Annotated in this window: 21 protein-coding genes; 15 read left to right on the top strand and 6 right to left on the bottom strand. The window is 66.3% G+C overall.

The genetic code is table 11. From position 1 onward, the window contains the following. Nucleotides 1-76 precede the first annotated feature (76 nt). Nucleotides 77-544 carry a pyridoxamine 5'-phosphate oxidase family protein gene (locus EBN1_RS08840; RefSeq protein ID WP_011237604.1) on the bottom strand — a complete coding sequence of 156 codons (468 nt, stop codon included), beginning with the start codon at nt 542-544 and terminating at the stop codon, nt 77-79. Continuing rightward, on the bottom strand, nt 541-2277 hold the full coding sequence (locus tag EBN1_RS08835) for a sigma-54-dependent Fis family transcriptional regulator (RefSeq protein WP_011237603.1): 1737 nt from the start codon (nt 2275-2277) through the stop codon (nt 541-543). The genes EBN1_RS08840 and EBN1_RS08835 overlap by 4 nt, the downstream gene beginning before the upstream one ends. A 428-nt stretch (nt 2278-2705) precedes the next feature. Here EBN1_RS08835 and EBN1_RS08830 point away from each other — a divergent pair, with 428 nt between their 5' ends. The 12 genes from EBN1_RS08830 (at nt 2706) to EBN1_RS08775 (ending at nt 14584) form a co-directional block, all read left to right on the top strand. Next, nucleotides 2706-4544, top strand: a complete 1839-nt coding sequence (locus EBN1_RS08830) for a PEP-utilizing enzyme (protein WP_011237602.1) — start codon at nt 2706-2708, stop codon at nt 4542-4544. Nucleotides 4545-4557: 13 nt separating this feature from the next. After that, complete coding sequence (locus EBN1_RS08825; protein ID WP_011237601.1) at nt 4558-5682, top strand: PEP/pyruvate-binding domain-containing protein; 1125 nt, start codon at nt 4558-4560, stop codon at nt 5680-5682. Between the two features lie 13 nt (nt 5683-5695). Beyond that, nucleotides 5696-6364 (top strand): CBS domain-containing protein, encoded by a 669-nt coding sequence (locus EBN1_RS08820; protein ID WP_011237600.1) that lies wholly within the window; start codon nt 5696-5698, stop codon nt 6362-6364. A gap of 56 nt (nt 6365-6420) precedes the next feature. Further along, nucleotides 6421-7839, top strand: a complete 1419-nt coding sequence (ppcB, locus tag EBN1_RS08815; protein WP_011237599.1) for a phenylphosphate carboxylase subunit beta — start codon at nt 6421-6423, stop codon at nt 7837-7839. Between the two features lie 64 nt (nt 7840-7903). After that, nucleotides 7904-8413 (top strand): phenylphosphate carboxylase subunit delta, encoded by a 510-nt coding sequence (ppcD, locus tag EBN1_RS08810; protein WP_011237598.1) that lies wholly within the window; start codon nt 7904-7906, stop codon nt 8411-8413. 50 nt (nt 8414-8463) lie between these two features. Then, nucleotides 8464-9921: a phenylphosphate carboxylase subunit alpha gene (ppcA, locus tag EBN1_RS08805; protein ID WP_011237597.1), complete on the top strand. Its 1458-nt coding sequence runs from the start codon at nt 8464-8466 to the stop codon at nt 9919-9921. Between the two features lie 12 nt (nt 9922-9933). Next, nucleotides 9934-10188: a phenylphosphate carboxylase subunit gamma gene (gene ppcG, locus EBN1_RS08800; protein ID WP_011237596.1), complete on the top strand. Its 255-nt coding sequence runs from the start codon at nt 9934-9936 to the stop codon at nt 10186-10188. 121 nt (nt 10189-10309) lie between these two features. Further along, nucleotides 10310-11656, top strand: coding sequence for a UbiD family decarboxylase (locus EBN1_RS08795; RefSeq protein ID WP_011237595.1), 1347 nt, complete (start codon nt 10310-10312; stop codon nt 11654-11656). A gap of 13 nt (nt 11657-11669) precedes the next feature. Beyond that, nucleotides 11670-12260, top strand: a complete 591-nt coding sequence (locus tag EBN1_RS08790) for a UbiX family flavin prenyltransferase (protein ID WP_011237594.1) — start codon at nt 11670-11672, stop codon at nt 12258-12260. A 186-nt stretch (nt 12261-12446) separates the two neighbouring features. After that, complete coding sequence (locus EBN1_RS08785) at nt 12447-12926, top strand: DUF120 domain-containing protein (RefSeq protein WP_011237593.1); 480 nt, start codon at nt 12447-12449, stop codon at nt 12924-12926. Nucleotides 12927-12945: 19 nt separating this feature from the next. Further along, nucleotides 12946-13494 carry an NUDIX hydrolase gene (locus EBN1_RS08780; RefSeq protein WP_011237592.1) on the top strand — a complete coding sequence of 183 codons (549 nt, stop codon included), beginning with the start codon at nt 12946-12948 and terminating at the stop codon, nt 13492-13494. A gap of 160 nt (nt 13495-13654) precedes the next feature. Then, nucleotides 13655-14584, top strand: coding sequence for a SphA family protein (locus EBN1_RS08775; protein WP_011237591.1), 930 nt, complete (start codon nt 13655-13657; stop codon nt 14582-14584). 149 nt (nt 14585-14733) lie between these two features. Here EBN1_RS08775 and EBN1_RS08770 read toward each other — a convergent pair whose 3' ends face one another. Beyond that, nucleotides 14734-16962: a DUF6351 family protein gene (locus tag EBN1_RS08770; protein WP_041646076.1), complete on the bottom strand. Its 2229-nt coding sequence runs from the start codon at nt 16960-16962 to the stop codon at nt 14734-14736. 400 nt (nt 16963-17362) lie between these two features. On the opposite strand from EBN1_RS08770, the gene ribA reads away from it, so the two are divergent. Next, nucleotides 17363-18055 carry a GTP cyclohydrolase II gene (gene ribA / locus EBN1_RS08765; RefSeq protein ID WP_479682067.1) on the top strand — a complete coding sequence of 231 codons (693 nt, stop codon included), beginning with the start codon at nt 17363-17365 and terminating at the stop codon, nt 18053-18055. Nucleotides 18056-18089: 34 nt separating this feature from the next. On the opposite strand, the gene EBN1_RS08760 is transcribed toward ribA, so the two are convergent. From EBN1_RS08760 to EBN1_RS08750, 3 genes are all read right to left on the bottom strand, one after another. After that, a complete protein-coding gene (locus EBN1_RS08760) occupies nt 18090-19163 on the bottom strand; it encodes an NAD(P)-dependent alcohol dehydrogenase (protein ID WP_011237587.1) in 1074 nt (357 codons plus the stop codon). Between the two features lie 98 nt (nt 19164-19261). Next, on the bottom strand, nt 19262-19750 hold the full coding sequence (locus EBN1_RS08755; protein WP_011237586.1) for a hypothetical protein: 489 nt from the start codon (nt 19748-19750) through the stop codon (nt 19262-19264). A 55-nt stretch (nt 19751-19805) separates the two neighbouring features. Further along, nucleotides 19806-21077: a DUF1615 domain-containing protein gene (locus tag EBN1_RS08750; RefSeq protein ID WP_241762832.1), complete on the bottom strand. Its 1272-nt coding sequence runs from the start codon at nt 21075-21077 to the stop codon at nt 19806-19808. Nucleotides 21078-21349: 272 nt separating this feature from the next. Here EBN1_RS08750 and EBN1_RS08745 point away from each other — a divergent pair, with 272 nt between their 5' ends. Both EBN1_RS08745 and EBN1_RS08740 read left to right on the top strand, forming a co-directional pair. Next, entirely contained in the window at nt 21350-22705 is a 1356-nt protein-coding gene (locus EBN1_RS08745) for an exonuclease SbcCD subunit D C-terminal domain-containing protein (RefSeq protein WP_197531859.1), read from the top strand. After that, nucleotides 22702-26550, top strand: a complete 3849-nt coding sequence (locus EBN1_RS08740; protein WP_011237582.1) for an AAA family ATPase — start codon at nt 22702-22704, stop codon at nt 26548-26550. The genes EBN1_RS08745 and EBN1_RS08740 overlap by 4 nt, the downstream gene beginning before the upstream one ends. Nucleotides 26551-26590 lie beyond the last annotated feature (40 nt).

Raw genomic sequence — 26590 nt, 5'->3', positions numbered from 1 at the left:
TGCTCGAGCGGACTCGCGGAGGAAAGGTGGGCAAGCGGTCGCTTCGCCGGTGGCAGGCGGAGCGCGCGGACCGGGCTCAGCCGGCGCAGTCGATCTCGTCGCGGTGGCCGAAGCCGGCGGAGTTGTCGATGAAGTACAACCGCTCGGGCACGAAGCGGTACCAGCGCACTTTTGTCAGCGCCTTGACGATCGCGGCCGGGGCCAGCGCGAGCTTGCCGACGACCGGGTACTTGTCGCCATACAGCCGGCGCGCGCGCTTTTCCTCGTCGCCCGACACTTCGCAGGCGAACCCTTCGGCCTGGACGCCCTTGATCTGCGGCCAGTCCGCGTAGTCTTCCTGCACCGTGATCGCGACCCGCGCGTGCGCGGCGAGTGCGGCGGCGTGGCGGCTTGCCGGCGCCGACAGGAAATACAGCGTGAAGCCGTCGCTGACGTAGAACACCGCCGCGGCCCACGGACCGTCGCTGCCGTGCGTCGCGAGCGTCATCACGTGGTGCGTCTGCAGGTACGCGAGCGCCGCCTCGCGCGCCGCTGCCGCGCTCAAGATTCGACGCTCCCCGGCTCGCGCAGAGGCTGCGGCGTCGCCCGCGCGTGGCCGCTTTCGTGCAGCCGCTTGAGCCGGTACGCGAGCTGCGGGCGGCTCAGGCCGAGCATGCGCGCCGCGGACGACAGGTTGCCGCGCGCCTTGTCCGTCGCAGCTTCGATCAGCATCGCCTCGACGTGGTCGAGCGTCATCGTGCCGTCGCACACCGCGTCACAGATCGACTTGCCGGCGTCGCCTTCCCCGGCGTCGAGCTTGCCGTCGGGGTCGAGCCCGAACTCGCGTGCCTCGTCGCCCCAGGACAGGAACAGGTGCTCGACTTCGATGCGCGTGCCGTGCGGCGCGAGGATGACGCCGCGTTCGACGGTGTTCTGCAGCTCGCGGATGTTGCCGGGCCACGCGTAAGTGGTCAGCGCGCGCTTGGCCTTGTCGGTGAAACCGAGCAGCTTCTTGCCGTTGATCGCGGCGTGCTTTTCGAGGAAATGCTTGGCAAGGACGGAGATGTCCTCGCGGCGCTCGCGCAGCGGCGGAATATTGATCGGGTAGGCGTTGAGGCGATAGTAAAGGTCGGCGCGGAAACGCCCTTCCTTGACGAGCTGCGGCAGGCCGGCGTTGGTCGCCGCGACGAGGCGCACGTTGATCTTGCGGATCCGGTCGTCGCCGAGGCGCTCGACCTCGCCTTCCTGCAACACGCGCAGCAGCTTGCTCTGTGCAGTCAGCGGCAGCTCGCCGATCTCGTCGAGGAACAGCGTGCCGCCGTCGGCGCGCTCGAAACGCCCCGGGCGCGACACCAGCGCGCCGGTGTAGGCGCCTTTCTCGACGCCGAAAAGCTCGGATTCGACCAGGTCGTGCGGGATCGCCGCACAGTTGATCGCCACCAGCGGACGGTCGCGGCGCGTGCTCATCTCGTGCAGCGCACGGGCGAACAGCTCCTTGCCGACTCCCGTCTCGCCGAGCAGCAGCACCGAGATGGGGCTCGCCGCCGCCTGGCTGAGCAACTCGAGCGCGGCGCGAAAACCCGGCGATGTGCCGATCATGTCGCCGGGAATCTGGTTCTTCTCGCCGATCGTCGAGCGCAGCTGCACGACTTGGGTCTGCAGGTCGATCAACTGGTCGGCGATCGATTCCGGCGTGAAGAAGCGCATGTGCTCGTCGGCATCCTCCCATTCCTCGACCGGCTTGCCGACGATGCGGCAGCCCTCGTCGCCCATGCCGACGCATTCGACTTCCTTGTACAGGATCGAGCGCCCCATGAACGCGGAAGTGTAGCCGCAGGCGTAACCGATCTGCGTCCAGCACACCGGCTCGTCGTGGATGCCGAAGTGCCGCCGGTGCGACTGGCCTTCCCACGAGTTGATCCAGCGGAACTCGCCGTAGAAGCGACCGGACGCACGGTCGAACTCGACGCGGATCGGCGCGACGCCGACGTTGCCTTCGAGCGCGTGCAGCCGCGGTCCGGTCATGAAGATTTCCATGTCGGTCATGTCCTGCGCGCGGGTGCGCACGAGTTCGGCGTCGCGCATGCCCGAAGCGTAGCCCATGCGCAGCAGCAGCCCGCGCGCGCGAGTGATGCCCAGCGTATCGATCAATTCCTTGCGCAAGGACGCCTGCGCTTCCGCATGCACGAGCAGCATGCGGTGTTCGTGAAGCCATATCTGTCCGGTGTCGGAACAGAAATGCACGCGTGACCTGAGGTCGGCGCCGTCTGCGCGGCTCACGTCTTGGAGCTTGGTCATGCCTCGCCCTCCTCCTGGATCGCTTGTTCTACGCGTCGCCGCGGCCTCCCGTATTGACCTGCATCAAACAGTTCGAGCGACAACTATCCGAACGAACTGGAGACTCCGCTGAACGCCGGTTCACCAAATGGTCAAGCCGTGCGGCCGAGGAGACGAAATCTGATCAATTGGTAAAGCCGCGCTCGCCGCGCTGCCCCGTCGTGGCCCACCTTCCGCATCCTTCCCGCCGTTTTGCGTCGCCCCCCCGAAAACGCCTGGATCGCACGCTGTCCGCGCGTCGCAGCCTCGCCGAAGCGCCCGCGGAAAGCCCATCTGCCGGCCCGGCGCAGCCGCAATGGCACACCCCTTGCGAAGGGAGTCCGGCAGGCGTCGTCCAACAAATCCGGTTGCTTCGATCGACACCGGAATTACAAAGGAGGGGGCATCAGATGAAGTTTCCTGTTCCGCACGACATCAAGGCCAAGACGATTCCGGGGACCGAAGGCTGGGAGCGGATGTATCCGTACCAGTACCAGTTCGTCACCGACGACCCGCAGCGCAACCAGTACGAGAAGGACACTTTCTGGTTCTACGACGGACTGCATTACCCGGAGCCGCTGTACCCGTTCGACACGATCTGGGACGAAGCCTGGTACCTCGCGCTGTCGCAGTTCAACAACCGCATCTTCCAGGTGCCGCCGGTGCGCGGCGTCGATCACCGCATCATCAACGGCTATGTCTATATCTCGCCGGTACCCGTCAAGGACCCTGCCGAGATCGGCGCGCGAGTGCCGAATTTCATGGAGCGTGCGGGCTTCTACTACAAGAACTGGGACGCGCTCGAAGCGAAATGGAAAGTGAAGATGGAGGCGGCGATCGCCGAACTCGAAGCGCTCGAGATCCCGCCCCTGCCCGACGTCGAGGCGCTCAGCGTCGTCACCGACGGCGTCGGCGAGTCGAAGGGCTATCACCTGCTGAAAAACTACGACGACCTGATCAACCTCGGCATCAAGTGCTGGCAGTACCACTTCGAGTTCCTGAACCTCGGCTACGCGGCCTATGTGTTCTTCATGGACTTCACGCAGAAGCTGTTCCCGAGCATCCCGATGCAGCGCGTCACGCAGATGATCTCCGGCATCGACGTGATCATGTACCGGCCTGACGACGAGCTGAAGGAACTGGCGAAGAAAGCGGTGAAGCTCGAAGTCGACGACATCGTCGCCGGCCACCGCGAGTGGGCCGACGTCAAGGCTGCGCTCGCCGGGCACCGTCACGGCATCGAGTGGCTCGCGGCGTTCGAGAAGGCGCGCTACCCGTGGTTCAACATCTCGTCGGGCACCGGCTGGTTCCACACCGACCGCAGCTGGAACGACAACCTCGACATCCCGCTCGACGGCATCCAGACCTACATCGGCAAGCTGCGCGCAGGGGTCTCGATCGACCGGCCGATGGAAGCGGTGCGTGCCGAGCGCGAACGGATCACTGCGGAATACCGCGAGCTGATCGACAGCGACGAAGATCGCAAGCAGTTCGACGAACTGCTCAGCTGCGCGAAGACGGTGTTCCCGTACGTCGAGAACCATCTCTTCTATGTCGAGCACTGGTTCCACTCGGTGTTCTGGAACAAGATGCGCGAAGTCGCCGCGATCATGAAGGAACACCGCATGATCGCCGACATTGAGGACATCTGGCTTCTGCGCCGCGACGAGATCAAGCAGGCGCTGTGGGATGTCGTCACCGCGTGGGCGACCGGTGTCACGCCGCGCGGCACCGCGACCTGGCCGGCCGAAATCGAATGGCGCAAGGGCGTGATGCAGAAGTTCCGCGAATGGAACCCGCCGCCGGCGATCGGCGTTGCGCCGGAAGTCATCCAGGAACCCTTCACGATCGTGCTGTGGGGAGTCACGAACAACTCCCTGTCCGACTGGGCCGCCGTGCAGGACATCGGCGACCCCGACAGCATCACCGAGCTGAAAGGCTTCGCCGCGAGCCCCGGCACGGTCGAAGGCCGGGCCCGCGTGTGCCGCAGCGCCGAGGACATCCGCGACCTGCAGGAAGGCGAGATTCTCGTCGCGCCGACGACGTCGCCGTCGTGGGCTCCGGCCTTCGCCAAGATCAAGGCCTGCGTCACCGATGTCGGCGGCGTCATGAGCCATGCCGCGATCGTGTGTCGCGAATACGGCATGCCGGCGGTTGTCGGCACGGGAGTGTCGACGCGCGTGATCCGCACCGGCATGACATTGCGCGTGGATGGCTCGTCCGGCGTGATCTCGATCATCACGGACTGAAGAGGTGACTCCGATGGGAAGCGTTATTTCTGAAGCGGCCCTGCCCTGGACCGCCCTCGACAGCGTCGCGCCGAAAGTGTGCTCTTTCGAGGAATGCGGCAAGGACTCGGTGCCGCTGGTCGGCGGCAAGTGCGCGTCGCTCGGCGAACTGATCAATGCGAGCGTGCGGGTGCCGCCAGGCTTCGCGCTGACCACCCGGGGCTATGCCCAATTCATGCGCGAGGCCGGCATCCAGGCCGAAGTCGCGGGACTCCTCGACGGGCTCGACCACGAGGACATGGACAAGCTCGAGGAGGCGTCGCACGCGATCCGCGAGATGATCGAATCGCGCCCGCTGCCGATCGAGCTCGAGGACCTGATCGCCGAGGCCTACCGCAAGCTGTCGGTACGCTGCTACCTGCCGGCAGTGCCGGTCGCGGTGCGCTCCTCCGCGACCGCCGAGGATCTGCCGGGCGCGAGCTTCGCCGGCCAGCAGGACACCTACCTGTGGATCCGCGGCGTCGATGACGTGATCCACCACGTGCGCCGGTGCATCTCCAGCCTCTACACCGGCCGGGCGATCGCCTATCGCATGAAGATGGGATTCCCGCACGAACAGGTCGCGATCAGCGTCGGCATCCAGAAGATGGCGAACGCCTACACCGCGGGCGTGATGTTCACCGTGCATCCGGCGACCGGCGACCGTTCGGTGATCGTCATCGACTCGAACTTCGGCTTCGGCGAATCCGTCGTGTCGGGCGAAGTCACACCGGACAACTTCGTCGTCAACAAGATCACGCTCGACATCATCGAGCGGACGATCTCGACGAAGGAGATCTGCCACACCGTCGATCTGAAAACCCAGAAGTCGATTGCGCTCCCGGTCCCTGCCGAGCGCCAGACCATCCAGTCGATCACCGACGACGAGATCGGCGAACTCGCGTGGATGGCCAAGAAAATCGAAAAGCACTATGGCCGCCCGATGGACATCGAATGGGCGATCGACAAGCACCTGCCGGCGGGCGGGAACATTTTCATCCTGCAGGCGCGCCCCGAAACGATCTGGAGCAATCGGCAGAAAACCACCGGTGCGGCAAGCAGCACGTCGGCGATGGATTACATCGTGTCGAGCCTGCTGGCCGGAAAACGACTCAGCTAGGAGGACGACCAAAATGATCGTACGCAACTGGATGCAGCCGAATCCGACCGTGCTGACCGGCGACACGCTGCTTTCCGAAGCGAAGCGGATCCTGTCGGAAGCCAATGTCCACGCGCTGCCGGTCGTCGATGACGGTCGCCTGCGCGGCCTCATCACGCGCGCCGGCTGCCTGCGGGCTGCGCACGCCGCGCTGCGCACCCAGGACACCGACGAGCTCAGCTATTTCTCGAATCACGTCAAGGTCAAGGACATCATGGTCCGCAATCCGGCGACGATCGACGCCGACGACACGATGGAGCACTGCCTGCAGATCGGGCAGGAGCACGGCGTCGGCCAGTTGCCGGTGATGGACGGCGACCATGTCGTGGGGATGATTTCGGCGATCGAGATGTATTCGCTGGCAGCGCATTTCCTCGGCGCCTGGGAAAAGCGCAGCGGCGTGACGCTCGCGCCGATGGAACTCAAGCCGGGAACGATGGGGCACATCGCCGACATCATCGAAGCGGCGAACGCCGAACTGCTCGCGATCTATCCGATCAGCATTGGCCACCTGAACGCGTCCTCCGCGTCGCACGCCAAGAAAGTGATCGTCCGCTTTCACGCCGCCGACACCGACACCGTGATCCGCGCCCTAGGAAACGCAGGATTCGAAGTCATCGAATCCGTCCAGGCAATGCATTGAACCCTCATTGAACCCCTCCCGCTGACCTGCACCGTCACCTATCAAGGAGTTATCGAATGGACCTGAGATATTTCATCAACCAGTGCGCCGAAGCCCACGAACTCAAGCGCGTCACGACCGAAGTCGACTGGAATCTGGAGATCTCGCACGTCTCCAAGCTGACCGAGGAGAAGAAAGGCCCGGCGCTGCTGTTCGAGAGCATCAAGGGCTACGACACCCCGGTGTTCACCGGCGCATTCGCGACGACGAAGCGGCTCGCGATCATGCTCGGCCTGCCGCACCACCTGACCCTGTGCGAGTCGGCGCAGCAGTGGATGAAGAAGACGATCACATCCGAAGGCTTGATCAAGGCGAAGGAAGTGAAGGACGGCCCGGTGCTGGAAAACGTGCTCAGCGGCGGCAAGGTCGATCTCAACATGTTCCCGGTGCCGAAGTTCTTCCCGCTCGACGGCGGGCGCTACATCGGCACGATGGTGTCGGTGGTGCTGCGCGATCCGGAGACCGGCGAGGTGAACCTCGGCACCTACCGCATGCAGATGCTCGACGACAAGCGCTGCGGCGTGCAGATCCTGCCGGGCAAGCGCGGCGAGCGGATCATGAAGAAATACGCGAAGCTGGGCAAGAAGATGCCCGCGGCGGCGATCATCGGCTGCGATCCGCTGATCTTCATGGCCGGCACTCTGATGCACAAGGGCGCGAGCGACTTCGACATCACCGGCACGGTGCGCGGCCAGCAGGCCGAGTTCCTGATGGCACCGCTGACCGGCCTGCCCGTGCCGGCGGGCGCCGAGATCGTCCTCGAAGGCGAGATCGACCCGAACGCCTTCCTGCCCGAAGGCCCGTTTGCCGAATACACCGGCTACTACACCGACGAGCTGCACAAGCCGATTCCGAAGCCGGTGCTCGAAGTGCAGCAGATCCTGCACCGCAACAACCCGATCCTGTGGGCAACCGGCCAGGGCCGTCCGGTGACCGACGTGCATATGCTGCTCGCCTTCACGCGGACCGCGACCCTGTGGACCGAGCTCGAGCAGATGCGCATCCCCGGCGTCCAGTCGGTGTGCGTGCTGCCGGAATCGACCGGGCGCTTCTGGTCCGTCGTGTCGCTCAAGCAGGCGTACCCCGGCCACTCGCGCCAGGTCGCCGACGCGGTCATGGGCAGCAACACCGGCAGCTACGGCATGAAGGGCATCATCACCGTCGACGAGGACATCGCCGCCGACGACCTGCAGCGCGTGTTCTGGGCGCTGTCGTGCCGTTACGACCCGATGCGCGGCACCGAACTCATCAAGCGCGGCCGCTCGACGCCGCTCGACCCGGCGCTCGACCCGGACGGCGACAAGCTCACGACGTCGCGCATCCTGATGGACGCGTGCATCCCGTACGAGTGGAAGCAGAAGCCGGTCGAGGCGCGCATGGACGAGGAAATGCTCGCGAAGATCCGCGCCCGCTGGCACGAGTACGGCATCGACTGAGCGACACCTACCACCGACACGCAACGGCCGTCCGGCGAGGCGGCCTCACCGAGGATATGGAAACATGGAACAGGCCAAGAACATCAAGCTGGTGATCCTCGACGTCGACGGCGTGATGACCGACGGGCGCATCGTCATTAATGACGAAGGCATCGAATCGCGCAACTTCGACATCAAGGACGGGATGGGCGTGATCGTGCTGCAGCTGTGCGGCATCGACGTGGCGATCATCACGTCGAAGAAATCCGGGGCGGTGCGCCACCGCGCCGAGGAGCTGAAGATCAAGCGCTTCCACGAGGGGATCAAGAAGAAGACCGAGCCGTACGCGCAGATGCTCGAGGAGATGAACATCTCCGACGCCGAAGTCTGCTACGTCGGGGACGACCTCGTCGATCTGTCGATGATGAAGCGCGTCGGGCTCGCGGTCGCGGTCGGCGACGCGGTCGCGGACGTCAAGGAAGCCGCGACCTACGTCACGACCGCGCGCGGCGGCCACGGCGCAGTGCGTGAAGTCGCCGAGCTGATCCTGAAAGCGCAGGGCAAGTGGGACGCTGTCCTCGCGAAAATCCACTGAACGATCCACCACCTTTTCGAATCGCTTCCATCCACAGCAAGGAGATCGACGTGGCAAAGATTTCGGCACCGAAGAACAACCGCGAATTCATCGAGGCCTGCGTAAGATCCGGTGACGCGGTGCGCATCAGGCAGGAAGTGGACTGGGACAACGAGGCCGGCGCGATCGTGCGGCGCGTCTGCGAGCTCGGCGAAGCCGCACCGTTCATGGAGAACATCAAGGACTATCCCGGCTTCAGCTACTTCGGCGCGCCGCTGTCGACGTACCGCCGCATGGCGATCTCGCTCGGCATGGACCCGGCTTCGACCTTGCCGCAGATCGGCGCCGAGTACTTGAAGCGCACCAACAGCGAGCCGATCGAACCGGTCGTGATCGACCGCCGCGACGCGCCGTGCAAGGAAAACATCCTGCTCGGCGACGACGTCGACCTGACGAAGCTGCCGGTGCCGCTGGTGCATGACGGCGACGGCGGGCGCTACGTCGGCACGTGGCACGCGGTGATCACGAGGCACCCGGTGCGCGGCGACGTGAACTGGGGCATGTACCGGCAGATGATGTGGGACGGCCGCACGATGAGCGGAGCGGTGTTCCCGTTCTCGGATCTGGGCAAGGCGCTGACCGATTACTACCTGCCGCGCGGCGAAGGCTGCCCGTTCGCGACCGCGATCGGCCTGTCGCCGCTGGCCGCGATGGCCGCGTGCGCGCCCTCGCCGATCCCCGAGCCGGAATTGTGCGGCATGCTGTCCGGCGAAGCGGTGCGGCTGGTGAAGTGCGAGACGAACGACCTCGAAGTGCCGGCGGATGCCGAAATCATCATCGAAGGGATGATCCTGCCCGACTACAAGGTCGAGGAAGGCCCGTTCGGCGAATACACCGGCTACCGCACCAGCCCGCGCGACTTTCGCGTGACGTTCCGCGTCGATGCGATCACCTATCGCAACAACGCGACGATGACGATCTCGAACATGGGCGTGCCGCAGGACGAAGGGCAGCTGCTGCGTTCGTTCTCGCTCGGGCTGGAACTGGAGAAGCTGCTCAAGAGCCAGGGCATCCCGGTGACCGGCGTGTATATGCATCCGCGCTCGACGCACCACATGATGATCGTCGGCGTGAAGCCGACGTACGCCGGCATCGCGATGCAGATCGCGCAGCTCGCGTTCGGCTCGAAGCTCGGCCCGTGGTTCCACATGGTGATGGTCGTCGACGACCAGACCGACATCTTCAACTGGGACGAGGTCTATCACGCGTTCTGCACGCGCTGCAACCCGGAGCGCGGCATCCACGTGTTCAAGAACACCACCGGCACAGCGCTGTATCCGCACGCAACGCCGCACGACCGCAAGTACTCGATCGGCTCGCAAGTGCTGTTCGACTGCCTGTGGCCGGTCGACTGGGACAAGACGAACGACGTGCCGTCGGTCGTCAGCTTCAAGAAAGTCTATCCGCAGGACATCCAGGACAAAGTCACGAACAGCTGGACCGACTACGGCTTCAAGCCGGTCAAATAAGGAGACGACGCGATGAACCAGTGGGAAGTTTTCGTCATGGATCTGGCTGAGCTGCCGGAAGGCACGGAGCTCGAACTGAGCGTGCGCACCCTTAATCCGGGGCTGAAGAAATACACTTATCAGCGCGTCAAGGCTGAACTGTCGAATGCGCTCGACAAGTTCCCCGACCGCCTGCAAGTGCGTTTCGGCCGCGGCCAGCTGTGCAGCCAGCAGTTCTCGATCCGCATCATCGAGCAGGTCCAGCGCATGCCGGCGAAGTATCTGTAGCAACGCGTGCCCGGGCCCGCACGGGTTGCGGCCCGTGGGTCCCGGGCGGCGGCAGCACGTTCAGGACGTGCGCCCGCGGCCGGCGCCGCGGCTCGACACGGTTTCAAGAATTGGGGGAACGATGGCTTATTCCGATTTGCGCGCATTTCTCGCCGACCTCGGCGACGATCTGCGCCACGTCCGCGACGAGTTCGATCCGCGCTTCGAGATCGCGGCAGTGTTGCGTGGCCTGCCCGCGGGCGCGCCGGCGGTGCTGTTCGACAACCTCCGCGGCTATCCCGGCACGCGCGTCGCCGGCAACCTGATCGCCAGCCGCCCGCGCCTCGCCCGCGCACTCGGCACGACTGAAGAGCGGCTCGCGCAAACCTGGCTGCAGCGCAAGGAACACGGCGTGCCGCCGGTCGTGGCCACGGGCGCGGTGCCGGTCAAGGAGGTCGTGCACCGCGCACCCGACGACCTGCTGTCGCTGTTGCCGATCCTGACCCACCATGAGAAGGACGCGGCGCCGTTCATCACCACCGGCGTCGTGCTGTGCACCGACCCCGAGACCGGCCGGCGCGGCATGGGCATCCACCGCATGATGGTCAAGGGCGGCAGGCGGCTCGGCATCCTGCTCGCGAATCCGCCGCTGCCGCAGTTCCTCGCGCGCGCCGAAGCCGCCGGCCGGCCGCTCGACGTCGCGGTCGCGCTCGGCCTCGAACCGGCGACGCTGCTCGCGTCGGTCGTCAAGGTCGGTCCGCTGGTGCCGGACAAGATGGCGATCGCCGGCGCGTTGCGCGGCGAACCGGTCGAACTGGTGCGCGCCGAGACGGTCGACGTCGAAGTGCCGGCGCACGCCGAGATCGTCATCGAAGGGCGGATGCTGCCGGGCGTGCGCGAACTCGAAGGGCCGTTCGGCGAGAACACCGGGCATTACTTCTCGAACGTAAGCCCTGTCATCGAAGTGAGCGCGGTCACGCACCGCGACAACTTCATCTACCCGGGCCTTTGTCCATGGTCGGCCGAAGTCGACGCGCTGCTGTCGCTCGCGGCCGGTGCCGAGCTGCTCGGCCAGTTGCAGGTGCTGATCGGCGGCGTCGCCGATCTGGAACTGGCCGCTGGCACGAGCGGCTTTTCCGCCGTCATCGCCGTTCACGACTGCACGCCAGCCGACGTGAGAAGGCTCGTGATGCTGGCGCTGAATCTCGACCGCCGCCTGAAGATGGTCACCATCGTCGACGACGACGTCGATATCCGCGACCCGCGCGAAGTCGCGTGGGCGCTGGCGACACGTTACCAGCCCGCGCGCGACACTGTCGTGATCCACGGCTGCGAAGCCTATGTCATCGACCCGTCGGCATCCGGCAACGCCGCTTCGAAAGTCGGCTTCATCGCGACGCGCACGAGCGGCGCCGAGTCCGACCGCATCACCCTGCCCGCCGCCGCCGCGGCAAAAGCGCGCGCACTCATCGCCGCACTGCTTTCCTGAGGGAGATCTGAAAATGAGAATAGTCGTCGGAATTTCCGGTGCCAGCGGCGCGATCTACGGCATCCGCATCCTCGAGGTGCTGAAGAAAATCGGCGTCGACACCGACCTCGTGATGTCGGATTCGGCCAAGCGCACGATCGTCTACGAGACCGATTATTCGATCAACGACGTCAAGCGCCTCGCCTCCTGCGTGCATGACATCAACGACGTCGGCGCGTCGATCGCGAGCGGCTCGTTCCGCCACGCCGGCATGATCATCGCGCCGTGCTCGATCAAGACGCTGTCGGCAGTGGCGAACTCGTTCAACACGAACCTGCTGATCCGCGCCGCCGACGTGACGCTCAAGGAGCGCCGCAAGCTCGTGCTGATGATCCGCGAAACTCCGCTGCATCTCGGACACCTGCGGCTGATGACGCAGGTCACCGAGACCGGCGCGGTGCTGGTGCCGCCGCTGCCGGCGTTCTACCACCGGCCGAAGACGCTCGACGACATCATCAACCAATCGGTGACGAAAGTGCTCGACCAGTTCGACCTCGACGTCGACCTGTTCGGGCGCTGGACCGGCAACGAGGAACGCGAGCACGCGAAAGCACGTTCGGACTGAGGCGATGGGCTCGACCGACCGCAACCGCCGCAGGGCGGATGAGCCGAAGGCGGCATTCGCGGCGTTTGGGCTCGCGGCAACTGCAATCCGGTGGAAGGCGCTTCGCTTTCGGCTACGCCGAAACTTCGTTTTCCGCCTGCAAGACCACGAATCGGCAACGTTTTTTATCGAGCACAAGGGCGAGCGATGCGTGAAACCGGCACAACCGTCAAACTCCAAGGCGTCGTCTGCTCGGGCCTCGGCGAAGGCACGCGATTTACCACGATCGACTGGGTCGTCGAGGAATTCCGCACCAGGCTCGGCTTCGCCCCCTGCCCCGGCACGTTCAACCTGCGCATGGACGGCGCGCGCTGGGAGGCGCTGCGCCTGCGGCTGCTCGCCACGCGCGGCATCGCGATCACGCCGCGGCACGGGTTGTGCGCGGCAAAGTGCTTCCCGGTGCGCCTTGCCGGGCGCCTTTCGGGCGCGCTGGTGCTGCCGGACATGGACGATTACCCGCCGGACAAACTAGAGGTCATCGCGCCGCTGCCGGTGCGCCACACGCTCGGCCTGGCCGACGGCGACGCGGTGCAGCTGCATGTCGTGACCGGCTGGCGGGGCGGACTGCCGATGTCTCCCTGCGTCGGCGCCGCGCCCCATCCGCTCCTCCCCGACGTTCCGGCGTGACCCCCCACAGGAGACCGACATGTCACTGCAATTCTGCCCGCACTGCCGCACCCCGCTGACCGTCGCGCCGATCCACGGCCGGGACCGCGAGACCTGTCCGGCGTGCGGCCATACCGCGTTCCACAAGCCGGCGCCGGTCGTGCTGGGGATCATCGAACATGCGGGCCGGCTGGTGCTGATCCGCCGCAAGCTCGAACCGCTGGCCGGCTACTGGGCGCCTCCGGGCGGCTACGTCGAGCTCGGCGAGTCGCTCGAGGAGGCGGTAGTGCGCGAGGCGCGCGAGGAAAGCGGGCTCGAGGTCGTCGTCGACGGCTTCGTCGGCGCATATTCGCAGACCGGCGTTCGCGCCGTGATCCTCGCCTACCGCGCGCACTCGATCGCCGGCGAACCGGTTGCCGGCGACGACGCCGGCGAGATCTGCCTGATCGCTCCCGGCCAGCTGCCGGTGCAGCGCCCGCCCGTCGACGCGCCGCCGCTCGACCGCTGGTTTTTCGACGTCATCGAGGACGTCACGGCACCGTGGAAATGGGGCCGCCAGCCGGGCCTCCGGACGATGACCGCAAGATAGATAGCGTGAGCACCACATTCGCAGCCGTGGGTCCGCGCAGGGCTGCCGACGGTCGAAGATGTTCGACCGTTCCGGCCGGGACGAGACGGGCCATTGCGCCGTCTCGTTCCGGCCGGGGCATTGCAGTGAGCAGAGCAATAAGACATCAAGGAGGAGACACATGAGGATGAACAAAATCGGCCTTGCGATCGCCCTGTCGGCACTCGTTGCGACAAGTGCGGGCGCAAAGGAAGGCGGCGATCAATACCCCCACGGCAGCGAGAACTGGCTCGCTGGCGCGCTGCCGCCGCCGGGCGATTATTTTCTGAACTACTTCGGCTATTACGACGGCGACCTGCGCGACGGCGACGGCGACAAAGTGCCCGGCGCCTCCGTCACCGCATGGTTCGACGCGCTGCGCTGGGTCAAGGTCACGAACCAGCAGATCCTCGGCGGCAACTGGGCGGTGCACGCGATCCTGCCGGTCGTGCACCAGGAACTGGAGCTCGGCGCCGGCAGCAAGACGGTCACCGGACTGGGTGACCTGGTATTTTCGCCGCTCGCCATCTCATGGCATTCCGGCAACTGGCGCTGGGTCGCCGTGCTCGACTTCTACGCGCCGACCGGCAAGTACAAGTCGGGCAAACCGCGAAAGAGCATCGGCGCGCACTACTGGAGTGTCGAGCCGGTGTTCGCCGTGACATGGCTGTCGGAAAGCGGCTGGGAGGTATCGGGCAAGTTCATGTACAACATCAAGGCGAAGAACAACGACTTCCGCCCCGCACCGGGAGCGCCGGAGATGGACTACGAGTCCGGCGACGAACTCCACATCGACTACCTCGTCGGCAAGCGCTTCGGGCCCTGGGGGGCGGGCCTGTCGGGCTACTACGTGAAGCAGACGACCGACGACGAGCTCGACGGCCGCAAGATCCCGGCCGCGATCGGCCCATGGTCCGCCGGGCGCCGCGGCGAAGTGTTCGCGATCGGCCCGAGCGTCAGCTACACGACGAAAGGCGGCACGCTGCTGGTCGCGCAGTGGCAACACGAAACCGAAGCCGAGAACCGCTTCCGCGGCGACAAGGCGTGGTTCAAGCTCGTCACGCCGTTCTGAGCGTCCCCAGGAAACGGCTTAGCCGTTTCCGCCCCCCGAGGAGGGCAAGAAAACCTGGGGCTGCCCGGCGCTTTCTTGAGAGCAAGGCTGCGGCCCGCGCGGGGTGGCACGGTGTGCCGCAGTCTCTTGCACGGACAGGCGGCAGGCTTTCAGCCGGTGCCGTCCGCCTCCGGCAGATCGGCCGGGCGGCCTTGATCGGCCTGTCGGTAGTCACAGACGCCCTGCGGAAAGATCCGCTCCAGTCGCGCCCGGTAGGGACGCATGTCGATCGGTTCGTAGAGCCCGGCATCGAGCGCTTCGCCAACCGTCTGCAGCGCGCACTTGAAATGATCGCCACGTATCTTGTCGCCCGCGACGGTGCGCGGATTGTCGTAGATCGGATAGGCCTGCATGCACGGGCCGGGCGGACGCTGGTTCCATTCACCGTCCCATACCCGATCGCCGCTGAACATCGTCCTGCCCTGCGCATCGATACAACGATCGCTCGCGGCCGCCGGACGCAGCGCGGACCAGGATTGTTCGGGACGCGCGCGTCTGGCCGCGAGCCATCGCTCGATCGCCGCGAAGGCCTCGGGAGTCGGATCGTGCTTCCTGTCGCTGACCCAGATCGCCTGGTTTCCCGCCTCCCCCTGTGCCGCAAGGAGCCGCACGCGCACCGAAAAGGACGCCGAAGCATGGTGCATGTCCAGCACCGGTTCCAGATAGTGGCGCACGTCGATGACCGGAATGTCGAGGCGCCCGAGAAAGACCTGGCCCGATCGATACGCTGCCGCCATCGCCAGGCGATCGCCCTCGAAGCGCGGCGCCGGCGCGTCGCGGGTCTTGCCGCGATTCATGTTGTGCGCGCTCCACGGCGAGAAATCATCCAGATCGCTGCTGGCTCCGCGCAGGATCCAGAAACGCTCGCGCTTCATCTCGGCGACGGGCTTCCAGGTGCCGACACGGGCATTGAGGCGCAGGAACTGCTCGACGTCGATCTGCCCACGCTGGAGCGCCCGCAGGCCGTATTGGACTCCCACGTTGTCCCACGGGATGCGCGCATAGCCCTGCGCATCGGTGCCGTAGAAATCCTTCAGATCCTCGAAATAGCTCCACTGCACACGCCTGAACACCCGTCTGGCAAGTCGGTCCTCGATGAACGCAAAGCGCGGGTTCAGCACCAGTGGCGTCAGCCCGCGCCAGCCGACCACGCATTCAGTCTGACCCTCGGCGTCCGCCACCCGGCGCTCACCGGCCAGCAGGGCGAGCCGGGTCGTCGTCGCGATGGCTCTCGCCTTGCCCTCGCCCTGGTAATCGTTGCGGGCGTTGAGACCTTCGACCCATTGCCGGTGTTCGGCGTGGTGCCACAGCGGATTGCGGCGGTCGGTCCTGTCGAAGTAATACTCCAGCAGTTCGCAATCGAACGCCCAGATGGTCTGGGTGACCATGTCGGGATACGAATACTGCGCAATCGCAGCATCGATCAGGCCGGGACGGTTCTGCGCCAGCAGATACTGCTGGATCGCGCCACCGGACCCGCCCACGCCGATCGTATACTCCGGTTCGCCATATAGCGCGACGAACTGGCGCTTTACGCGCAACGCGGTATCTTCGGCCAGCCAGATGTTGTAATGAGTGGAAGTCGTCGTGCCGGTCGACGCGACGACCGCATAGCCCTGCGCCAGTTGCTCGCGCCGCCCCTCGAGGACTCTCGAAGGCTTCACCCTGCCTTGCCGGTGCCCGATCCCGACGCCGCCGGAAAACTGGTAGATCAGGCGGCCGTTCCAGTGCGCGGCACTCGGGGCAGCGAGAGTTTCATGAGGCCCTTTCAGCGCCGCAATGACGTAGACGAAACGGTTGATCGTGCCCATTTCGACGCGCACGATGAACGGCACCGGGGTACCGTTGATGCTGACGCTGTCGACGTCCCGCACCGCTTCCGACCACCGCTCGAATTTTTCCTTGCCCCGCGGCTTGTAGTAATACCAGGCCCGCGTGCGCGCCAGACAGTCCTGGCTGTAGCCGATCGGTGCGGGGTTCGCAAAGACCGTCGCGGCCTTCGAGACGACCGGCGTGCCGACTCCGGCATGATTGTCCACCAGCGGTTGACCCAGGCCGGAAGCTTCGGTATCGCAAACGAACGGATACTGTGTGGGACCGGCAAACAGGGCTTCGCTCGGCCCTACCTGGCCGAGCCTTATCGGAAACCGGAACGTCTCGGCAGGACGCTGCAACCGCGACGGATGTGGTCCGTCGTAGGGTGCGGCGGGCGCCTTCGCATCGAAGCCGGCCGGCAGGCCGACCACGATCGGACGTTGCGCCTTCGGCGGGGCGGAGGACCCGGCGGACAGTGTGGCCGTCAGCAGCAAGCTCAACCAGACCCACCCTTTCGCCGGCATATTCCCCCCTATGCGAGTGAAGCGCTCAGGATCACCCCTTTCTTCAGGTGTCCGCGGGTCACTTGCGCGGTATCGTCGTCCGTCTCCGGATCCGGGTCTTTGCTCGGGTCGGGCACGGGGTCGGGCTCCGGTGCCGGATCCGGTTGGGGACCCGGCACCGGCGGTGTAGGCGTATGCATCATCCCTCCGTCAGCAACTCGGCGATCGTTTGCCGTCGCGTCTCCCAATATTAGGACACAGCGTCGGACACAGCCGCTTTTCTGCGACCGATCGAGCGCGGCGCGCGACGAAAGCACGCATTTTGCAGTTGACCGATCTGCGCGCACACGTCACCTTCTCGTTGAAAGCGGTACGACGGGCCTCGCACGGACGTTGGGAAAACCTCCACCCAGGTCCTCCGATGACTCCGGCCGCCACCCGTAATGGAAGAGAGATCACGATGCACACCGCGGATACCCGAAACGCCGGGCCGGTTGCGAGCACCGATGAAACCGACCAGCGGAACACCCGCCTGGTCGCTTCATGCCGGTTGCCGACCCCCTGGGCAATTTTCCGGATGCACGGCTTCGAAGAGCCGGCGACCGGGCGCGAGCATGTCGCGCTGACGCTTGGAGCAGTCGCCGATGGCAAACCCGTGCTGACCCGCGTTCACTCCGAGTGCCTCACCGGCGACGCCCTGTTCAGCCGGCGCTGCGACTGCGGCCCGCAACTCGAAGCGGCGCTCGCGGCGATCGCTGCCGAAGGGCGCGGCGTCCTGCTGTACCTGCGACAGGAAGGCCGCGGCATCGGCCTGCTGAACAAGGTCCGCGCCTATGCGCTGCAGGACGAAGGGGCGGACACCGTCGAAGCCAATCACCTCCTCGGCTTCGACGCCGACACGCGCGATTACGCCGTCGCCGCCTCGATGCTGGGCGAGCTCGGCATCGCCTCGTTGCGGCTGATGACGAACAATCCACGCAAGGTCGCCGCACTCGAGCAGTACGGCATCACGGTCGCCGAGCGCGTGCCGCACATCATCGAGCCGAACCCGCACAACGCGAACTACCTGCGCACCAAAGCCCAGCGGCTCGGCCACCTGCTCGCCGGACACTGAGGCGGCAGCGGCGCATCGGCCGCTGCCGCTCGCATCACGGCTTGATCGCGATCTTCAGCACCCCGTCGCGCTGGTTCGCGAACAGGTCGTAGGCGGCGACGATGTCGTCGAGCTTGTAGGTGTGCGTCACAAGAGCGCCGAAATCGTCGCGTCCGGACGCGACGACGTTCATCAGCCGGCGCATGCGCTCCTTGCCACCCGGGCACAGCGACGTGACGATCTTGTTGTCGCCAAGGCCGGCATGGAAAGCGCCGAGCGGGATCGTCAGGTCGCTCGAATACACGCCCAGGCTCGACAGCGTGCCGCCCGGCTTGAGCACGCGCAGCGCCGATTCGAACGTCGATTGCAGGCCGAGCGCCTCGACCGCCGCATCCACGCCACGCCCGCCGGTGATCCTGAGGATTTCGCTGACGACATCGACTTCGCGGAAGTTCAGCGTCACGTCGGCGCCCATGTTGCGCGAGATTCGCAGACGTTCGTCGACGCCGTCGACGGCGATGATCAGGCTCGCACCGCGCAGCTTCGCGCCGGCGGTCGCGCACAGGCCGATCGGTCCCTGTGCGAACACCGCGACGATGTCGCCGATGCGAATGTTCGCGGCTTCGGCACCGGCAAAGCCCGTCGACATGATGTCCGGACACATCAGCACCTGCTCGTCGGTGAGGCCGTCCGGAACCGGGGCGAGGTTCGCGATGGCGTCCGGCACCAGCACGTAGTCGGCCTGGGTGCCGTCGATCGTGTTGCCGAAACGCCAGCCGCCCATCGGTTTGTAGCCGTGACCGACATGTCCGCCATCCTGCGACGGCACGCCGTCCTGGCAGCCGTAAGACGTGAAGCTCGGGCAGATCGCGCCCGCGATCACGCGCTGCCCTTCGACGTAGCCCTGCACGTTGCTGCCGAGCTGCTCGATGACGCCGACCGGCTCGTGGCCGATCGTCAGGCCGGTCGCGACCGGATATTCGCCTTTCAGGATATGAACGTCGGTGCCGCAGATCGTCGTCGTCGTGATGCGGACCAGGGCGTCGTTCGGACCGACCTGCGGAAGCGGCTTATCGACGAGCTCGATGCGACCGGGTGCTTTGAAGACGGCTGCTTTCATGGTGGTCATGGCAATGCTCCGGAGAGGGGGTGGAACAATGACAGCAGTCTATTCCCCGATTCGGGGCGGCGCAAACGCGGCACGCGGATGGCAGGACATCTGCCGCACTATCGCGTCGACAGGTGCCGGCAGACAGCGGCCGCCGTGGCGCCGAACACGACGTGGGCGGCGGCGGTGATCCAGTCTCTCGCGGCATCGAACCAGGGGAACACGAGCGTGAAGCCGTACATGTTCAGCACGAACAGCGCGAGGCCGAACACGCTGCCCGCCGGCAACACCCGCCGGGCATCGAGCGTGGCGACCAGCGGCGCGAGCACCACGCCGTACATGATCGACAGGGCGAAATGTACGACTGTCGCAACGAGCATCACGACGACATCGAATGTCGCCGGCGGCGGCAGCACGCCGGGCCCCATGACGATGGCCGCCGCGAGCCGGGCATCGCGAAAGAGGATTGCGGGCAGCGCGTCGGAGAAGATCCACCACAACGCGAGTTGCGCAACCGTCGCGACGATTCCGGCAACGATTCCGGCGATCGTGCCGGCCACGACGAGCCGCTTCGGGCGACCGGCCCGCTGCCAGGAATGTGTTCGCATTGCTGGATCTCCTTCTGCCCGGCACGACGAGCACCTTTCGGAACCCCCGTCGGCGTCAGGCGACCGGCGCGCGCTTCATGCAGGCGCGATAGCGCATGTGCACCCGCTCGGCAAACCACGCAGTCGTCAGCTTGCGCTGGATCTTCGGGCTCTTGAGTTCGATGCGCGGCATCGCTTCGCGCGGCACGCGGGCTCCGGCCGCCTGGTCGGCCATCGCGAAGACGCGCAGGTAAAGCTGGGTCCGCGCGAATGACTCGCGCTTTTCCTGCCGCAACGCCGCAAGGATCTCCGCGGGATCGAGCTTCAGCCGCCCGGACAACGCGGTCACCGCCTTCTGCGTCGCGCTGGCCTGGCCGCTCGGTTCCCCGTTTTTGTAACGCAGCAGATCCCCGTCGAGGACCAGCTTGACGCCGGCCAGTCGCGCCACCGCCTGCTGGAATGCCGCATTGCGGCTGCTGTAATGCCCCGCGTTGAAATCGGCGAAGCGAAACAGCGGGTCGTGATACGGCGCCGGGTAGTCGAGCAGGTGCGCGATGCCGAAATAGAGCCCGCCCGGACGCGTGAATACCGTGTTGCGCAGCCCCTTGCCGACTCCGCCGCCGTATTCCCCTGCGGTCCGTGCATGCGCTTCGGCGAACGCGATGCTGACCTGCATCGGCCCGCCGGTGTGCACGGGATTGTAGCCGCTCAACAGCAACCGGCCGCCGGGCAGCTCGGCAATCATGTCGTCGTAGAGCAGGCTCATCTCCCGCTCGGTGCGGAGCGTATCGAGCCGGCGCTTGTACGTCTGGCCGTTCGGGGACGGTTTCGCCAGTGCGGCATCGAGCGCGAGCTTCGGGATACGGAAACGCTGGCGACGCGCCTCGATTTCGCGCCACGCAATGCGCGACAGCCCCGGCACCACCGGATCGGCGACAAAGCCCGACTCCTGTTCGATGACGGCAATCGCGGCACAGAAATTTTCGGCGGTCGGCGCGAGGCGCAACGCGACAAAAGCCGCGAAGATGTCCGCAGCCCAGCCGTCCCTGTCCCGCGTCACGCTCGGAGGCAGCAGCTCCAGCACCCGTGCGACGCCCTGCTGGCGGCCCGGGTAGCGCGGCGCGGCGATCGGGCCCACCGGCGCCGGCGGGAAAATCACCTCGGGCGGCTCCGATGCCGCAGGTACCGTGGGGCGCTTGACGGGCACACGCGGCGGGGCAGGTGGCGCGGCCGGTGCGCGAACGGTTTTCGGCAACCGCACCTCGACCGGGGCCGGCGCCTGGACCTCGACGACCGGCTCGGGGACCGCAGCGCAGCCTGCGAGCAGCGCGCATACGGCCAATGCCAAGCCTCGGATGCTCCCGATTCCCTGGGCTTTCCTCATCGTTTTCCCTGTTTGTCGGCGGACGAAAGCGGATTGTTCATCCCGCCTCCGCCGGACCTTGTTGTGCCGCTATCGAACCCTGCGGATCTGGCAGGAGCCCGTGCGGAGGAACGACTCGCATCGTACCGTACGGCGCGGTGGACCGCTCGTTGTCGCAGTCGGCCGAACTTCCCGCCCGTCACGCCTGGATGCCGTGTGTCGACTCGTCGTCGCGGCCGCTGCGGGAGGCACTTCCGGTGACATCGTATCGATACCGCAACCCGGACTGGGGCACAATACGGCGCACCCCGGACAAAGGAATCAAGCTCCCGATGCGGCTCCTGCACACTTCCGACTGGCATCTCGGCCAATCCCTGCACGACTTCGACCGCACGTACGAGCATCAGCAATTCCTCGACTGGCTGCTGGCCCTGATCGCCACCGAGCGGCCGGATGTCCTGCTGATCGCCGGCGACGTCTTCGACAACGCGAATCCGTCGGCCGGCGCACAGCACCAGCTGTACCGTTTCCTCACCGCCGCTCGCGAGCGCATGCCCCATCTGTCGATCGTCATCATCGCCGGCAATCACGACTCGCCGGGGCGGCTCGAAGCGACTTCACCGTTCCTGGAGCTGTTCGACGCGGCCGTCGTCGGCCACGTCCATCGCCGTCCCGATCAGTCGATCGACGTCGAGCGCCTGGTGGTGCCGCTGAAGAATCGCGAAGGGACTGTCGCCGCGTGGTGCCTCGCGATCCCGTTCCTGCGCCCGGGCGACGTGCCCCGCGTCGACCACGAAGGCGAAGGCGAGCACGACGCGTATCTCGCGGGCGTCGCCGAGCTTTATCGCCGGGCGCTTGCGGTGGCGCAATCACGCCGCCAGCCGGGGCAGGCGATCGTCGCAATGGGACATTGCCATATGGCCCACGGCAAGCTCTCGGAACTCTCGGAACGACGCATCGTCGTCGGCGGCGCCGAGGCGCTCCCCGCCGGCATTTTCGACGCGGCGATCGCCTATGTCGCACTCGGGCACCTGCACTTGGCGCAAGCGGTCGGCGGCCGCGACCACATTCGTTACAGCGGCAGCCCGTTGCCGATGTCGTTCGCCGAACTCGACTATCCGCACCAGGTCATGTGCGTAGAGCTCGACGGCGAAGCAGTCGCCGAAATTCGCCCGGTACGCGTGCCGCGCAGCGTCGAGCTGATCCGCGTGCCGAAGACCCATGCGTCGATCGACGAAGTCCTGCCCTTGCTCGAAGCGCTCGATCCGGGCGTCGCAGCCGACGGTCCCGCCCACGCCCATCCCTACCTCGAAGTGCGCGTGCGGCTCGACGCTCCCGAGCCGGGGCTGCGCGTTCGAATCGAGGCGGCGCTTGCCGGCAAGCCGGTGCGGCTCGCGCGCATCGACCCGGCCAGTTCGCCGCGGGGCGATGCGCCCGCCAGTTCCGCAATGTCGCTCGGCGACCTCGAACGGCTCGCGCCGGAAACGGTGTTCGCGCGCTTGTGCGAACAGCGCCTCAGCGGCGATCCCGGGGAACACGAAGCTCTGCTCGGCGCGCTCGCAGCGGCTTTCGCCGAACTCGCGATCGAGCCCGCCGAGGGGGCGTCCGCATGAAAATCCTCGCGATCCGCGGCAACAACCTCGCCTCGCTGGCCGGCGCGTTCGAAATCGACTTCCAGGCCGAGCCGCTCGCCTCAACCGGGCTTTTCGCGATCAGCGGTCCCACCGGCGCAGGCAAAAGCACGCTGCTCGACGCGTTGTGCCTCGCGCTTTTCGACGACACGCCGCGTCTGCGCAACGCCGGCGGACGGGGCATCGAGCTGCCCGACGTCGGAACGGAAACGACCTTGCCGAACGACCGGCGCAATATCCTGCGCCGTGGCTGCGCCGAAGCGCAGGCGGAAGTCGATTTCCGCGGCAATGACGGCGTCGGCTACCGTGCCCGCTGGAGCGTGCGCCGGGCACGCAGCAAGGCGAGCGGCAAGCTGCAGCAGTCCGAGATGTCGCTGTGTCGCATCGAGGATCTGCAGCCGGTTGGCGGGCGCTTGAAGTCCGAGGTGCTGCCGGCCATCGCTGCGCGCATCGGGCTTTCGTTCGAGCAATTCACTCGCGCCGTGCTTCTCGCGCAGAACGAGTTCTTCACTTTTCTCAAGGCCGGCGAAGACGAGCGGGCGACGCTGCTGCAGACGCTCACCGCCACCGACCGCTTCGAAGTGCTGTCGCGGCGCGCCTACGAGCGCAACAAGCGGGAGCAACAGAAGCTCGAAGCCTTGAAGGCGCAACTCGAGCACCAGCAGCCGCTTGCCGCGGAAGAACGTACGCACCTCGACGAGGCGCGGGCCAGTACGAAAGCTGCGCTCGCCGAGCAGGAAGTGCTGGAAAAGCAGCTGCAGACGCAGCTCCAGTGGCACCGCGACCTCGATCTGGCGCGGGAGCGTGAAGCCGAAGCTCGCGCGATGCTCGACAGGGCACTCACGCAGCGCGAAACCGCCAACCCGCGGCGCGGACATCTCGCGCGCGTCGAAGCGGTTCAGCCGGCCCGCGCAATGGTCGCCGAAACCGAGCGGCTGGCGCGCGAACAAGACAGCGCCACCGCCCGCATGGCACAGGCCGCAGCGGCAGTCGAAGCCGCTGCCAGCCTCTTCGCGGCAGCGAACGCCGGCCGGATTGCCGCGGATACTGCCCTCGCCGCAGCCGAATCGGTGCAGCAGCACTTCCACCCGCTGATCGCTCGTGCGCGGCAACTGGACACCGAAATCGCCGCGCTGCGTCCGGAACATACGAAAGCTGCACGCGCACACGAAGAAGCCGCGGCGGCGCTCGCCAAAGCGCGCAACGATGCCGATAGCAACGCCGCAGCGCACAGCGCCCGGCTCGCCCGGCTCGAAGCCGCGCAGGCATGGCTCGCTGCCTCCGGGCAGCTCGCACCGCTGGCAGAGGGCTGGATCAAGTGGGATTCGCTGCTCGAGCACGCGGCAATCGAACGCCGCGCTCGACTCGCCGCACGCGCAAAGCTGCAGCAGCTGACACAGCAGGCCCACAGCGAGGCCGACGCGCTGAAGGCTGCCGTGATCACGCAGTCCGCCACCGCGAAGGAACTGGCGCGGCAGGAAACCGAAGTGGCAACAGCGACGAACGCGCTCAAATGCTTCGACGTCACGACGCTCGCGGCGCGCCGATCCGGGCTGGAGACAAAGCAGCAGACCATCCAGTCCGCCGAGCGCACCTGGCGGGATTTGTGCGCTCTCCAAGCGCAGCGAAACGATCTGGCCAGTCAATGCGAGGCGCAGCGCCAAGCCGTGGCAGCCAACCAGATGCACGGCGCGGAACTCCGCGCGCTACGGCCGGCCGCAGAAGCTTCTTTTGCGCAGGCCGACCTGGGCTGGAAAGTCGTGTTCGAGGCAACGCAGGCGAGCGTCGAAGCGTTGCGCACGCAACTTCGGCCGGACGCGCCTTGCCCCGTGTGCGGCAGCGCAGATCACCCCTATGTCGCCCAGCATCCGGCTTTCGATGACGCGCTCACCCGGCTAGCTGGGGAACGTGAACGCTGTCAAAGCATGCTGCACGCGCTGACAATCGAGGAGCAGGCACTCGCCAAGGACACCGCGGGGCGCGACAGGCAGCAGGCGGAAATCGCGCCCCGAGTCGCGGCGCTCGATCAGCAGCTGGCGGTGCTGCATGACGCGTGGCGTGATGCCCTGCGTGACCTCGGCGAGTTTTTCTCGCCAAGGCCGGCTGACGACGGTGCGGCGATATCGGCGTGGCTGGCAGCGTGCAACACGGAACTTTGCCGCACTGCGCAGAGCCTCGCCACTGACGAAGCGGCATACCGCCGCGCGCAGGAAAAACGGCAGGTGGCGCAGCAGGCTCTCGACGGCAGCCGCAGTGCCGAGCATGACGTCCGCACGGCCGTCATGCGGCTGCAGTCGGCTGCCGACCGGACAGCCGCCGCCCTCCAGTCCGCCGCCGAAATACAGGCACAGTCCGAAACCCGCCTCACAGATCTGCTAGCCCAGCTGGACGCCGCAAATCTTCCGGCAGGCGACGAGCACACGTGGCGTGCGGCTTGGGAAGCGGATCCCGCTGCGTACCACGCCGGCTGTCGTGCGTTCGTCACCGAATGGTGCACACAAACGGATGCCGCGACGACGCTGCGAGGGGAGATCGCCAAGCTCGACACCGAAGCGGCCGGGATTGCACGCTTTGTCGAACAGGCAAATCTGCGGCAACGGCAGGCAGACGCGGCAGCCAAGGAGCTTCGCCGCACGCTCGACACGAAAGAGGCTGCCCGGCGCGCGATTTTCGCCGGCAGGTCCCTCGCGGCTCAATCCGACCCGCCGACTCCGCTACCTGCCGACACCCTGACCGTTGCCGAAATCGAAGCTGCGCTGGATGACGCCCTGGCTGCTGCACGCCAGCGCCGGGACGCATGCGAACAGGCGGCAAAGGAGGCCGGACAGCAACTCGCCAGCCGCCAGTCGACCCACGCCGAGCTGGGCCGGCAAGCGGCAGCGATCGCCGAATCCGCCCGCTGCGCCGTCGAAACACTCGACGACTGGCTCGTGGCGTTCAACCGGGAGCAGAACCGGCAGGTGGAGATCGCCGATCTCGACCTGCCCGCCCTGCGCTTCCTCCTGCTATTGGACGCAACATGGATCACCACCGAGCGCGAAGCCTTGCAGCAACTCGAGGCAACGGTCGCGAGCGCGAACGGCGGCCTCGACAGGATGCGCCACTTGCGCGAAGCGCATGAGCGTGGCCGGGCGCCTGCGCCGTCACCGGTCGCCGACACGCCGGACGCACTACAAGCCGCACACGCTGCGACCGTCATTGGCATCGGAGCCCTGCGCGACAAACTCGTCGAGCTCGAACTCGCACTGCGGCGCGACGCCGAAGTTCGTGAGCATTCCGCGAAGCTCGTCGAGGCGATCGAGGCCCAGTCTCGGGCGGCCCGCATTTGGTGGCAGATGAACGAACTCATCGGCGCCGCCGATGGCAAGAAGTTCCGCAATTATGCGCAGCAGCTCACGCTGGACATCCTGCTCGCCTACGCCAACGCACACCTCAAGGATCTCGCGCGACGCTACCGGCTTGAACGCGTACCGAACAGCTTGGGGCTAATGGTGGTCGATCAGGACATGGGCAACGAGCAACGCTCCGTCCATTCGCTTTCGGGCGGCGAATCATTCCTGGTTTCCCTCGCACTCGCGCTAGGCCTCGCGTCCCTCTCATCGCACCGCGTGCAGGTCGAGTCGCTGTTCATCGACGAAGGTTTCGGCAGCCTGGATTCGGACACGCTGCGGGTCGCAATCGATGCACTCGACAGCTTGCAGTCCATGGGACGCATGGTCGGCGTGATATCGCACGTGCAGGAAATGACTGAACGCATCGGCACGCGCATCCACGTCAAACGCATCCCCGGCGGGCAGAGCCGGGTGGTCGTGACGAAGGGGTTCTGAAACCGGAGGCTGTCGAGACAGGGGGTGGAGCACGGTCGGA

It is taken from the genome of Aromatoleum aromaticum EbN1 (genome assembly GCF_000025965.1).
In the GTDB taxonomy this organism is placed as follows: domain Bacteria; phylum Pseudomonadota; class Gammaproteobacteria; order Burkholderiales; family Rhodocyclaceae; genus Aromatoleum; species Aromatoleum aromaticum.
Note: the sequence above shows the minus strand (reverse complement) of the source record. Positions and strands in the feature narration are given on the sequence as shown.

Coding starts and splice junctions, on each gene's coding strand:
- EBN1_RS08835 (WP_011237603.1), bottom strand. CDS start 2,277: ATGACCAAGCTCCAAGACGTGAGCCGCGCAGACGGCGCCGACCTCAGG.
- EBN1_RS08830 (WP_011237602.1), top strand. CDS start 2,706: ATGAAGTTTCCTGTTCCGCACGACATCAAGGCCAAGACGATTCCGGGG.
- EBN1_RS08825 (WP_011237601.1), top strand. CDS start 4,558: ATGGGAAGCGTTATTTCTGAAGCGGCCCTGCCCTGGACCGCCCTCGAC.
- EBN1_RS08820 (WP_011237600.1), top strand. CDS start 5,696: ATGATCGTACGCAACTGGATGCAGCCGAATCCGACCGTGCTGACCGGC.
- ppcB (WP_011237599.1), top strand. CDS start 6,421: ATGGACCTGAGATATTTCATCAACCAGTGCGCCGAAGCCCACGAACTC.
- ppcD (WP_011237598.1), top strand. CDS start 7,904: ATGGAACAGGCCAAGAACATCAAGCTGGTGATCCTCGACGTCGACGGC.
- ppcG (WP_011237596.1), top strand. CDS start 9,934: ATGAACCAGTGGGAAGTTTTCGTCATGGATCTGGCTGAGCTGCCGGAA.
- EBN1_RS08795 (WP_011237595.1), top strand. CDS start 10,310: ATGGCTTATTCCGATTTGCGCGCATTTCTCGCCGACCTCGGCGACGAT.
- EBN1_RS08790 (WP_011237594.1), top strand. CDS start 11,670: ATGAGAATAGTCGTCGGAATTTCCGGTGCCAGCGGCGCGATCTACGGC.
- EBN1_RS08785 (WP_011237593.1), top strand. CDS start 12,447: ATGCGTGAAACCGGCACAACCGTCAAACTCCAAGGCGTCGTCTGCTCG.
- EBN1_RS08780 (WP_011237592.1), top strand. CDS start 12,946: ATGTCACTGCAATTCTGCCCGCACTGCCGCACCCCGCTGACCGTCGCG.
- EBN1_RS08775 (WP_011237591.1), top strand. CDS start 13,655: ATGAGGATGAACAAAATCGGCCTTGCGATCGCCCTGTCGGCACTCGTT.
- EBN1_RS08770 (WP_041646076.1), bottom strand. CDS start 16,962: ATGCCGGCGAAAGGGTGGGTCTGGTTGAGCTTGCTGCTGACGGCCACA.
- ribA (WP_479682067.1), top strand. CDS start 17,363: ATGACTCCGGCCGCCACCCGTAATGGAAGAGAGATCACGATGCACACC.
- EBN1_RS08760 (WP_011237587.1), bottom strand. CDS start 19,163: ATGACCACCATGAAAGCAGCCGTCTTCAAAGCACCCGGTCGCATCGAG.
- EBN1_RS08755 (WP_011237586.1), bottom strand. CDS start 19,750: ATGCGAACACATTCCTGGCAGCGGGCCGGTCGCCCGAAGCGGCTCGTC.
- EBN1_RS08740 (WP_011237582.1), top strand. CDS start 22,702: ATGAAAATCCTCGCGATCCGCGGCAACAACCTCGCCTCGCTGGCCGGC.